This window comes from Flavobacterium lacus (genome assembly GCF_003268815.1).
GTDB lineage: Bacteria > Bacteroidota > Bacteroidia > Flavobacteriales > Flavobacteriaceae > Flavobacterium > Flavobacterium lacus.
Window position 1 is genome coordinate 124446 of the sequence record NZ_QLSV01000002.1, and the last position, 13395, is coordinate 137840.

The window sequence follows — 13395 nt, forward strand, 5'->3', positions numbered from 1 at the left end:
AATGAAAAAACTCTTTTTACTATTATTTCTTTCAACAGTTGGATTTGCTCAAAATGCAAATCGAAAATACATTTCGCATCAATTAATTGAAAACATTTTGGAAGTGAAAACTTCCGACGGAATGTATTTTCTTCAATTTTATAATGATAAAATCATTGAAACTACTTTCGTTCCAAAAGGAGAAAAATTCAATCCAAATTCGCATGCTGTTGTTTTAAAACCAGACAACAATGGTTTTGAATTTAAACAATCAACGGATTATTTAGAAATTAAAACCACTGAATTAGAAATTCAAATTGTAAAAGCACCTTTTAAAATTTCATATTACAAAAAAGGCGAATTATTACTTTCCGAAAAATTAGGCTATTTCAAACGCAAACACGAACCACTCGAAAGAGTAAAAGGGAATATTATCTATGATTCAACCGAAGTGATTCAATTCAACATCAATGCAACCGAAAAATTATATGGTGGCGGAGCTCGTGTTTTAGGAATGGACAGGCGTGGAAATCGTTTGGCATTATACAATCGAGCAGATTACGGCTACGAAACCCGTTCAGAATTGATGAATTTCACTATTCCAATCGTCATCTCTTCTCAAAAATACATGGTTCATTTTGACAATGCTCCGATTGGTTATTTGGATTTGGATAGTAAAAAAGAAAATATGTTGGAATACGAAACTATCTCCGGCAGAAAAACCTATCAAGTGATTGTCGGCAATACATGGGAAGATTTAATTTACAATTACACCGAATTAACCGGAAGACAGCCATTGCCGCCTCGTTGGGCTTTGGGCAATTTCTCCTCCCGTTTTGGCTATCATTCCGAAGCCGAAGCCAGAAGAACCATTCAAAAATTTCAGGATGAAAATATTCCGGTCGATGCGATAATCTTAGATCTATATTGGTTTGGAAAAGAATTGCAAGGAACAATGGGAAATTTGGAAGTTTATCGCGACAGCTTTCCAACTTTTGAAAAAATGGTGGATGATTTTTCTAAAATGGGTATCAAAACCATTCCGATTACGGAACCATTTATTTTAACGACTTCCAAAAAATGGCAAGAAGCTGTTGAGAAAAAAATTCTCGCAACAGATTCTATCGGAAATCCTTTTACCTATGATTTTTACTTTGGAAATACCGGCATCATTGACATTTTTAAACCAATAGGAAAAAATTGGTTTTGGGATATTTATAAAGAATTGGCCAACAAAGGTGTAAGCGGAGTTTGGGGCGATTTGGGCGAACCCGAAGTGTTGCCGGCAGCAGCAAATACATTTGACGGAACAGCCGATGAAGTACACAACATATACGGACACAACTGGGCAAAATTGGTTTTTGAAGGTTACCAGAACGATTTTCCAACACAAAGACCTTTTATTTTGATGCGTTCCGGTTATTCGGGTTCGCAGCGTTATGGAATGATTCCGTGGAGTGGCGATGTCAATCGAACTTGGGGGGGACTTTCCGGTCAAGTGGAAATTTCATTGCAGATGGGGATGCAAGGTTTAGCCTATATGCATTCTGATTTGGGCGGATTTGCGGGTGCGAATTTAGATGATGAATTGTATGTGCGTTGGTTGCAATACGGCGTTTTCAACCCGATATTTCGTCCGCATGCACAATCAGATGTGGCTTCAGAACCAGTTTTTAGAAGCGAATCAGCAAAAAGTTTAGCCAAACAAGCGATTGAAATGCGGTATAAACTTTTACATTATAATTATAATTTGGCTTATCAAAATTCAAAATCGGGTATTCCTTTGATGCGTCCACTATTTTTTGAAGAACCCGAAAATGAAGCTTTATTGACCAAATCAGATGGTTATTTGTGGGGAAACGATTTTTTGATTTATCCTATACTTGAAGCCGGACAAAAAACGAAAGAAGTCTATTTTCCTAAAGGAAGCACTTGGATAGATTTTTATTACGGTACTACGTATGAAGGTGGAACAACACATCAAATTCAAACGGAACGTAGTCATATTCCAACGTTTATTCGAAAAGGAAGTATTGTACCTTTGGTAGGTCGCATTAAAAATACCGAGGCTTTCACAAAGGATAAAATGGAATACCATTATTATTTTGATGAAAAAATATCTGATGAAAAAGAGTTTTCTTTCTATTTTGATGATGGTAAGACTCCGTTAAATGACAATAATGGAAACTTTTATTTCATGCATTTTGAAGTAGAAAAAGAAGGCAAATGGTTGGAAATTGAAATAGAAAAAGAAATTGCAGAAAACTTTACCGGAACTAAGGAAGAAACGGTAACACTAATCGTTAAAAATATCTCCAAAAAACCTCGAAAAATAAAATTCAAAAACACAAAAGGAAATATGCAATACAACGAAAAATTAAAGTATTGCACGTTTACTTTTGTAGTTTCAGAAAAAGATGTCGAAATAAAAATAAAACTATAATGAAGAAAATACTGCTTACCTTACTCCTCAGCTCTATGATTCTAGGATGCTCACCCAAAAAAGAAACCGTTCAAATCGAAACTCCTTTTGTTTGGGAAGGAGCGAATTTGTACTTCCTACTAATCGACCGATTTAACAACGGAAATCCCGAAAATGACTCAATCATTCGCAGAGATAAAGAAACCGGAGTTCTCCGTAATTTTATGGGTGGTGATATCAAAGGAATTACGCAAAAAATTGAAGAAGGTTATTTTACCGATTTGGGAATTAATGCCATTTGGATGACGCCTGTCGTAGAACAAATTCATGGCTCTGTGGATGAAGGAACAGGAAACTCCTATGGTTTTCACGGCTATTGGACGAAAGATTGGACAAGCATCGACCCAAGTTATGGCACAAAAGAAGATTTGAAAGAATTAGTAGAAAAAGCTCACGCCAAAGGCATCCGAATTGTGTTGGATGCCGTGATTAATCACACCGGACCAGTGACCGAATTAGACCCCGTTTGGCCGGAAAGTTGGGTGCGAACCGGTCCAAAATGTTCGTATGACACCTATCAAAACTTCATTGATTGTACCTTAGTTGAAAACCTTCCGGACATTAAAACCGAAAGCAATGAAGATGTAGAATTGCCATCAGCTTTGATTGAAAAATGGAAAAAAGAAGGTCGTTATGACCAAGAAGTAGCTGAATTGTATGCATTTTTCAAAAGAACAAGCTATCCACGAGCACCGAAATATTACATTATGAAATGGTTGGCAGACTACATCACCGATTTTGGAATAGACGGTTATCGCGTAGATACTGTGAAACACACTACCGAAGATGTTTGGGCAGATTTTTCTAAAGTTTGTAAAGATGCTTTTGTGCTTTATAAAAAAGATAATCCTACAAAAGTGTTAGATGATAATGACTTTTTTCTACTTGGTGAAGTGTATGGCTATGGAATAAACGGCAAACGCAACTATGATTTTGGCGATAAAAAAGTAGATTATTTTGCTCACGGATTTGACAACCTCATCAATTTTGATTTTAAAGGTGATGCACACAAACCGTATGAAGAAATTTTTGCGGCGTATTCAAAAACTTTACAGACGGATTTAAAAGGGGTAAGCATCACAAACTATGTAAGCTCTCACGACGATGGTTGGCCTTTTGATAAAAAGAGGGAAAAAGCGTTCGATGCCGGAACAAAATTATTATTAACGCCGGGAATTTCACAGGTTTATTATGGTGATGAAACCGCTCGTTCGTTAGAAATTGAAGGAACCGAAGGCGATGCTACTTTGCGTTCGTTTATGAATTGGGAAGATATAAAAACCAATGCAAATACTAAAAACGTGTTGACTCATTTTCAGAAAATTGGTCAGTTTAGAAAGAATCATCCTGCTGTTGGTGCGGGAATTCATAAAGAAATTTCTAAAGCACCCCTTTATACTTTCAGCAGAACATTTACCAAAGGCGATTATACTGATAAAGTAGTAATTGGTTTGGAATTACCTTTTGGTAAAAAAGAAATCAATGTGCCATCCATTTTTGGAGATGGAACAGAAGTTCACGATGCTTTTTCGGGAATTTCAACTACTGTAAAAGATGGAAAAGTTGTGATTGATAGTCAGATGGGAATTATTTTGTTGGAGAGAAAGTAAATTCAAAATACTTTTACTTAATCAAAAGCGTTTATAATCAATCAGATTGTAAACGCTTTTGTTTTTTTATTCCGAATCAAAAATCAATCACTAAATTCTTATATTTGACTAACATATAAATAACCATTTTGATAAATCTGTGTCAATTTAATTTTAAACTTTAGTTTGTATAGGATTTGGTTATTTATATTTATTTTAACCACATGCAAGGATGCGTGTCGTGGTTGACACACCGTCAGCAATGTATAATCCTGAAAAAAATGAGAAAGATTATTAAAATAATTTTAATGTTAGTTTGTGTAAATTTATGTTGTTGTAATAAAAAAAATCAAACTGTTTTAATAATTGGGTCACATAACTTGGAAATAATGATTGATGATTTTGAAGTCTGTCAAAGTGGACAAAATATTGAAATAAGTTTTGACAGTATTGCAAATGAAAAAATCAAAACTGTTAAAGCAGATAGGATTCAATTGAAGAATGAATCTCAGGAAGTAGAAATATTTACATTTAATATTTTATATAGTCCTAAATCTGATGTTAGTCATCAGTCACCCATAAATCCAAAAGGTTATCTTACAACTTTCAAAAATGGCAATAGATTTTCTATCGATATTTTATCCAAAAATAAATTGGAGATTTTAAAAGTATTAGATAAAGAAGTTGTTGAAAAGTGTAATGAATAGGTTTGATAATAATATTTGGTAATTTATTAGAGTTAACTAAAAATTCACAATTCAACTATTTCTAAATAAATAGACAAACTAAACGCATGATACGTAATTTATAAGTTATGAACCTTCTGGCAAACTGAGAAACTTCATTCAACAATGAAATTTAAAATACTTTTTCCCACCCATCAAGCGTTTATAATCAAACAGATTGTAAACGCTTTTTTTAAATCATCTTTTTTAGAGTTAAAAGATTACTTGCTTTATTCCTATCTTTGAACACATCAATAAAAAACAACATTTTTTAATGAACTTTTTCAGCATAAATTCTGTTTCAAAGCCACTTCGTCATCGAATTGTTCTTTTGTTTTTTATTGGATTATTGACCGGCTGCACGACGTACAAAACCCAAATGGGAAGTCAGGCAACATCTTTTTACAGTAATCAAACACTTGATACCACCACCATTGTATATTCTGTTTTTTTAACCGGAAATGCGGCGAATACGCAAAATGACGGAGCAACCCCTTCCCTAACCCATTTTAAAAAACGATTGGAAAGAGCTTCAAAAAATAGCACCGCACTTTTTTTAGGTGACAATATTTTTCCGTTAAACGGATTCAATCAAAACAAAACAAAAGCCGAAGAAAAAATCACATCTCAATTAAGTTTGACCGAAAAATTCAAAGGAAATGTTTTTTTGATTCCCGGTAAAAGCGATTGGGGAAATTCAGCTTCGTCCCTGCTTGCTCAAGAAAATTTTATTTCAAAATATAAGAAGAAAGAAAGCAAACTAATTCCGCAAAATGCATGTGGAATCGAGTTTATTTCGTTGAGCAATGAAGTAGAATTGGTCGCCATCGACTCGCAATGGTTTTTGGAAGACTGGAATGAACACCCCGAAATCAACAAAGGATGCAGCATCAAAACCCGTGAGCAATTTTTTGATGAACTTGACAGTCATTTATTGGAAAATCAACAAAAAACTATTCTCTTAGCCATTCATCACCCGCTTTTGAGCAATGGAATTAATGGTGGTCAGTATTCCTTGAACGAACAACTTTTTCCGTTTGACACTAAAATTCCGCTTCCAATTGTCGGAAGTTTTTATAATCTTTTCCGAAAAGCAAGCGGCAATAAAACCGAGGATTTGCAACATGCCTCCTATCGCGAAATGGCCGATAGAATAAAAGCTACAGTTCAAAAATACAATCATGTGGTGGTGGTTTCCGGACATGAACAAAATTTGCAATATGTCAACAAAGACGGAATTCAGCAAATAATCAGTGGTTCCGGTGCTCATTTTTCAGAGGCAAGAGCTGTTAACCCGAAAGATTTTAGCTATGGCGGATATGGCTTTGCGGTGGTTGATGTGTATGAAAACGGAGCGTCAACTGTTTCCTTTTATACGACTTCTAACCGAAAAGAAGTGTTGTTATTTAAACAAAAAATAAGAGAACCTGAGCTGAATATAAAACACCAAAATTATCCGAAACAATTTGAACCTACCATTAAAAGATCTATTTTCGGAAAGCCGGTTAGTCGAAAAAGCGACGTTTATCAATTCCTTTGGGGAAAACATTATAAAGCTTATTACAAACAAGAAATCGCATTAAGAACCGTTGGTTTAGATACGCTTTATGGTGGTTTAAAACCCATCGGATTAGACAACGAAGGAACCACAAAATCTCTTTTACTAAAGGATAAAAACGGAAAAGAATTTGTGATGACTCCACTTGAAAAAGATGCTTCGTCGTTTTTTAAATCGTTAGCGTACAAAAATGAAAAACTTAAAAATCAAGATGGAAATGCTCTTTCCGAAGATTTTTTACGGGATTATTTTACCACTATTCATCCGTTTACGCCGTTAGTTATTTCGGGACTTTCTAAGGCAATTGGCGTAAGTTCAACTCAACCGAAATTATTTTACGTTCCTAATCAAAATAGCTTAGGCAATTACAACGAAAATTTTGGTGGCAATTTATATTACGTTTCAGAAAAAATAAATTCTTCTCAAAAAAGTCTTCCTACTTTCGGAAAACCGTCTTCTATTATTGATACGGATGAAATGCTTCACAACATTAGAACCGATAAAAATCATATTGTAGACCAAGAAAATTATATCCGAGCTCGTCTTTTTGATATGCTCATTGGCGATGGAGACAGACAGGAAAAAAACTGGCGATGGGGCGTTCATCAAGAAAAAGGAAAAACAATTTATCGTCCGATTCCTTTAAATCGCGACCAAGCTTTTGCCAAATATGACGGAGCTTTTTTATGGCTTTTAAAAAGTATTCCAGCCATGGGACAAATGCATTCTTATTCATACAATCATAAAAAAACCAAAGAATTCAATAAACAAGCATATGCTTTGGACTTAGCTCTTTTATCGGATATTGATGAAAAAGCATGGGAAAAACAGGCAAAATTTATTCAGGACAATTTAACTAACGACGTTATCAATAAAGCATTTTTACAATTGCCTTATGAATTGCAGGACGAAACAACTTCCAAACTCAAATTGTATTTAAGAAACCGTCTCAAAAAATTAAATCAAACCGCTCAACATTATCAAAAGTTGTTGGACAAAAAAACATTAATTGTTGGAACAATGCAAGATGATGTTTTTGTCATCAATCGCTTATCAAACGGCAGAACTTCCGTTGTGGTTTATAATGGGAAAAAACTGCCCGCCAACATTGTGTATGAAAAAACTTTTACTAAAAAGCAAACCAAAGAAATTTGGCTTTTTGGGTTGGAAGGGAAAGATGAATTTAGCATGGAAGGAAAAGAATTCAACCCCATCAAAATCAGATTAATTGGCGGCTTAAACCAAGATTCGTATGTAATTGAAAACGGTAAAAAAGTGAAAATCCATGATTTTAAATCGACAAATGTTCTAACTGTAGATAAAAAAACAACCGTATTGCTTTCTAACGACTATGAAACAAACACGTATAACTATAAAAAACCAAATTTTGACGAGTTTACAGGAGTTCCGTTAGTTGGTTTTAATCCAGATGATGGTATTCGTTTAGGTATTCGTTTAGATTTTACTAAAAAAGGCTATTTAGGAAATCCGTTTTCGCAAAAACATACCGCCGATGCCAACTATTATTTTGCAACAGGAGGATATGCACTAAACTATTCCGGCATTGTAAAAAAAGCATTTTCCCATTTTGATTTGGTAATTGATGCTCAAGCAACCAGTTCAAGTTTTGTACAGAATTTTTTTGGTTTTGGTAATGCAACCATTAATGATGTTGATGAATTTGATTTTAATCGGGTTCGGATTGCTTCCTACAAAGTAAGTCCCGGATTGGTATGGCAAAAAACAAAAAGCTCTAGTTTTATTGGACGTGTAAATTTTGAAGCCTATAAAGTAGAAGACACTCCGGATCGATTTATTTCAACAGGAGTTGTCAATAATCGCGTTTTTGATTACCAAAATTTTGCTGGTGTGGGATTTGCTTATCAGTTTAAAAATTATGACAATCCATTTATTCCTTCATTAGGAATGGGCTTTCAGATTTTAGGAAAATGGAATGCTAATTTAGGTGATTTTTCAAGACAAGTTCCTTCGGCAGAAGCTGCTGTAAACTTCGTGTTCCGATTGACTCCCGATGCTCAATGGATTTTGGAAACAACTATTAAAGGAAAATCACTTTTCAGTTCAACGTACGAATTTTATCAAGCGGCCAATTTGGGAGGCGATAATGATTTGCGAGGTTTTAGAGAAAATCGTTTTTCTGGAAAAACGGCGGCTTTTCAAGGAACCGATTTACGATACGCAATCGGACAAATTAAAAATCCTTTTGCTCCGCTGAATTACGGTGCTTTTGTTGGATTTGATTACGGAAGGGTTTGGTTTCCTTCAGAAAGTAATTCCGAATGGCATCAATCTACCGGGTTTGGATTATGGTTGAACAGCAGTAATATGATTTCTTCTACACTTTCGTATTTTCATTCGAGTGATGGTGGTCGGATTTCGTTTGGGATGAAGTTTAATTTTTAATCCTTAATCATATTTGAAATTTTCATAACGAACACAGATTCTAAAAATTGGAGAAATAAGAAAAATTAATTTTTGCTTAAGATTTTTTAGTTTTACTCAGCAATCAAAAAATAATTTTAAATTTTGTTAAAAATATAATTAAATGAAAACAAAGTTTGTGTGCTTCTTTTTTTTAATATTAGTTTTTCAAAATTGTGCGGAAATGGAGAAAAAACCACTGAATATAGGTCATCGAGGTGCAATGGGGCACGAAACAGAAAACACCATAGCTTCTATTAAAAAAGCATTGGAGTTAAATGTTGATATGATTGAAATTGATGTATTTTTAATCAAAAGTGGCGAATTGGTCGTTTTTCATGATGAAATATTGGATAGCTTAACCGATACTTCAGGAAAAATTGAAGAATTTACGTGGGAAGAATTACAAAAAGTTGTGGTCAAAGGAAATCATCAAATTCCTACGTTAGATGAAGTAATCGAAACTACAGACAGATTAGTTATTTTAAACATCGAGTTAAAAGGAAAAAACACAGCTGAACCTACTTTCCAATTGCTTCAAAAATACTTTCAAAAAGGTTGGAAAAAAGACGATTTTGTCATTTCTAGTTTCTTATGGGATGAATTAGAAGCTTTTAGAAAATTAGACAAACAAATTCCCGTTGCCATTTTAACTGAAGAAAATCCGTTAGATGCAATTGCAATAGGAAAAAAATTAAAAGCAGTAGCCATCAATCCATGGTGGAAAACGTTAACACCAGAAAATAGTCAACAAATTCACGACGAAGGTTTTCTGATTTATACCTACACGGTTAACGAACCGGCAGATATTAAATTTGTTACAGAATTGGGTGTGGATGGAATTTTTTGTAATTTCCCCGAAAGATTACACTAATGTATGATGCCCTTATTGTGGGAGGCGGAGCAGCCGGTTTTTTTACGGCTATTAACCTCTCAGAAAAAAATCCTAATTATAAAATTGCAATTCTTGAACGTGGGAAGGAAGTGCTCACGAAAGTGCGTGTTTCCGGTGGCGGAAGATGCAATGTGACGCATGCGTGTTTTGTTCCTAATGATTTAGTGAAATTTTATCCGCGTGGTGAAAAGGAATTGCGTGGCCCTTTTCATCAATTTTGTTCCGGCGATACGATTGAATGGTTTGAAAAGCATGGTGTAGAACTAAAAATTGAAGAAGACGGCAGAATGTTTCCCGTTTCCGATTCTTCGCAAACCATCATTGATTGTTTTTTGAATGCCACCAAAAAATATAAAATTGACATTTTAACCGGGCAAAGTGTACAATCGATTTTTCGTTCAGAAGATAGTTGGAAAGTAGAAACCAATCACCAGACTTTTCGTTGTGAATATTTGGTGATGACTACCGGAAGTAATCCGAAAATTTGGGAAATGCTTGAAAAATTAGGTCATACCATTGTTCCTCCCGTTCCTTCGCTATTTACTTTTAACATCAAAGACAATCGGATTAAGGATTTAATGGGTGTATCCGCTTTTGCTTCTGTGAAAGTGCAACATTCCAAACTTTCGGCTTCAGGACCGCTTTTGATTACGCATTGGGGAATGAGCGGTCCGGGGATTCTGCGACTTTCCGCTTGGGGAGCACGCGAATTGTTTAATAAAAACTACCAGTTTATTTTAGAAGTCAATTGGCTCAATGATGCCACTTTAGAAGAAACCGAAAACCAATTAAAAGAATTAAAATTGGAACACGCAAAAAAAGTAGTCACCAAAAAATCGCCTTTTGATTTCCCAAATCGTTTGTGGGAAAGTTTAGTTTTGGCTTCTGAAATTTCAATGGAAACCAAATGGGCAGATTTATCTAAAAAACAACTTCAAAATTTGGCTTTACAACTCACCAACGGGAAATTTCAAGTAAACGGAAAAAGTACGTTTAAAGAAGAATTTGTCACCGCCGGAGGAATTGATTTAAAGGAAATTAATTTTAAAACAATGGAAAGTAAATTACTTCCAAAAGTCTATTTTGCAGGTGAAATTGTAAATATCGATGCGATAACCGGCGGGTTTAATTTTCAAAATGCATGGACGAGCGGGTTTATTGTGAGTGAGAGTATCAATAAATTCTAATTCAAGCCCAAAGAATTCTCATTCCCATATTTATAATTGTCTAAAAATCAATTATATTTGATTAACCAAAACCAATACAATGAAAAAAACTTTACTTTTCGTTTTTCTTCTTTTAGTATCGAACTCTTTTTTTGCACAAATTACAACTCCTCCCGATTTAACTGCATGTGGTCTAGGCGGGGGAGCATTATTTGATTTAACGATCAATCAACCTATCATCTTAAGTACGGTTTCAAATCCAAATGACTATACTGTTACTTATCATGAAACGCAATCAGATGCTGAAAATAATACTACTGCTATTGGGAATCCATCTTCCTTCTTGAACATTATTAATCCGCAAACAATATTTGTTCGAGTAGAAAACATTGAAACAAGTGAGACTGAGTTTACTTCTTTTGATTTGATTGCAAATCAAAATCCTAGTCCTATGGCTGCGTCACTATTTTGGTGCGACCCTGAGGAGTTAGCTATTTATAATTTAGACCAAGCTACTCCTCAAATTACTAACGGAGCATCTTCTTTAAATGTAAATTTTTTTGTAACAATGGCTGATGCACAATTTAATATTAATGCTATTGTAAATAACGATTATGTTCCAATACTATTTCCAGTTCAAATTTTATTTGCACGGGTAGAAGATAATTTTACGGGTTGTTTCGCAATAACAACACTTACTTTAAATACAAACAATTGTCAACCAACCTGTCTACCCCCAACAGATTTATCCTTAACAAACTTGACATCAAACTCATTAACATTAAATTGGTCTACAACATTAAATACAATTTCATGGCAAATCGCAGTTTTACCTTTTGGAAATGAACCAAGCAATACTGATTTTATCACAGTACAAACTTCTCCATTTACCATAACCGGATTAGTTGAAAATACATGTTATTCATTTTTCATACGATCAATATGCATTCCAGGACAAATTGGATTTGAAACAAGCAGTTGGTCTGAACCATTGGATTTCTGTTTAATAGATTGCACCAACAACGGTCAATGTCCCGAACAATTAAATTTAATTGCTTTTGTTGATGAAAATAATAATGGCATTAAAGATGATGATGAAATACTATTTAACAGCGGTTCATTTGTTTATGAAATAAATGATTCTGGCGAAACTATTTATGGAAATTCCGGAAATGGTAATTTTTCGATTTTTGAACCAAATCCTGATAATAGTTACGACTTTAGTTTTGAAGTAAACGAGGCTTTTTCTACTTATTTTTCATCCACCACAACTTATTCGGATATAACAGCTCCGACAGGAAGTGGTACTTCGACCTATTATTTTCCTATTACTATAACTCAACCGTATGCCGATGTAAGTGTTACGTTATTTGCCAATTCGCAACCAAGACCGGGATTTACTTACACCAACACCATTGCTATTAAAAACAATAGTTATACAACTGTTCCATTTGGAAATATAAGTTTTACAAAAGATAATGATGTCACTATTATATCAGTTTCAGAAATTAGCATTGTATCAACTGCTACGGGATTTGACTATAGTTATTCGGATTTGGCTCCGTTTGAAACTCGTTATGTTACTGTTACGATGCAAGTGCCAACCATTCCAACAGTCAATTTAGGTGATATTTTGACAAATTCTGTTTCTATTGAAGCGATTGAAAATGAAGTTAATTTAGCCAATAACACTTCTACGCTGTCTCAAGTTGTAATTGGTTCGTATGATCCAAACGACAAAAATGAATCGCATGGTGGAAAAATTGTGTTTGCCGATTTTACAGCCGACGATTATTTATATTACACCATTCGTTTTGAAAATACAGGAACGGCTGCAGCAGAATTTATCAGAATTGAAGACACACTAGAAAACGGTTTAGATGAAACAACTTTTGAAATGCTAAATGCCAGCCATCCGTATAATGTGAGAAGAACTGATAATCAACTGGTTTGGCACTTCTTTGATATTGATCTACCACCAACTATTCTAGATCCCTCATTAAGTCAAGGTTTTATCCATTTCAAAATCAAACCAAAACCAGGATTTGCAATTGGTGATGTGATTGAAAATACGGCAGAAATTTATTTTGATTACAATCCGCCCATTATCACGAACACAATAGAAACTGAGTTTGTAGAAAATTTATCAGTTGCTGATTTTTCTGTTTCAACAGTAGTTTTGTATCCGAATCCTACAAACGATTCTTTTCAAATAAAATTGAACGGAAATGATGCTATCCAACAAATTTCAGTTTATGATGTGGTTGGAAAACGAATTTATTATTCTGGAAATTTGAATTTAAATTCAGCTTCTGTTGAGCTTTCAAGTTTTAATCAGGGAATTTATTTGGTTGAAGTATTGACGAGTTCTAATCAGAAATTGGTCAATAAGATAATTAAACAATAAATTTTTCAATGACAGAAATAAAAAGAGTAAAAGAAATTTTGCTCTTTTTTTATGGGTGTTTTTTTGGTAGTAAAATTTCCTTTAAAGCACTTCGCCCCTGCCCGGGATTGAAACGGAAAGCCCGCAGCACCGAAACTTTAAAATGCTTAAAG

At 34.3% G+C, this 13395-nt stretch carries 7 protein-coding genes; all 7 read left to right on the plus strand.

The window, feature by feature from the left end; genetic code table 11:
• The first annotated feature begins 1 nt into the window (after position 1).
• Complete coding sequence (locus B0I10_RS02185; RefSeq protein WP_112084861.1) at positions 2–2422, plus strand: glycoside hydrolase family 31 protein; 2421 nt, start codon at positions 2–4, stop codon at positions 2420–2422.
• A complete protein-coding gene (locus B0I10_RS02190) occupies positions 2422–4071 on the plus strand; it encodes an alpha-amylase family glycosyl hydrolase (RefSeq protein WP_112084862.1) in 1650 nt (549 codons plus the stop codon). The genes B0I10_RS02185 and B0I10_RS02190 overlap by 1 nt, the downstream gene beginning before the upstream one ends.
• Positions 4072–4331: 260 nt before the next feature.
• Complete coding sequence (locus B0I10_RS02195) at positions 4332–4757, plus strand: hypothetical protein (RefSeq protein ID WP_146740296.1); 426 nt, start codon at positions 4332–4334, stop codon at positions 4755–4757.
• 292 nt (positions 4758–5049) lie between these two features.
• Positions 5050–8757: a metallophosphoesterase family protein gene (locus B0I10_RS02200; RefSeq protein ID WP_112084864.1), complete on the plus strand. Its 3708-nt coding sequence runs from the start codon at positions 5050–5052 to the stop codon at positions 8755–8757.
• Between the two features lie 202 nt (positions 8758–8959).
• On the plus strand, positions 8960–9649 hold the full coding sequence (locus B0I10_RS02205; RefSeq protein ID WP_245942934.1) for a glycerophosphodiester phosphodiesterase: 690 nt from the start codon (positions 8960–8962) through the stop codon (positions 9647–9649).
• Positions 9649–10857, plus strand: coding sequence for a BaiN/RdsA family NAD(P)/FAD-dependent oxidoreductase (locus B0I10_RS02210; RefSeq protein ID WP_394336151.1), 1209 nt, complete (start codon positions 9649–9651; stop codon positions 10855–10857). Before B0I10_RS02205 ends, B0I10_RS02210 begins: the two co-directional genes overlap by 1 nt.
• Before the next feature lie 79 nt (positions 10858–10936).
• Entirely contained in the window at positions 10937–13243 is a 2307-nt protein-coding gene (locus tag B0I10_RS02215; RefSeq protein ID WP_112084867.1) for a DUF7619 domain-containing protein, read from the plus strand.
• The last annotated feature ends 152 nt before the right edge of the window (positions 13244–13395 follow it).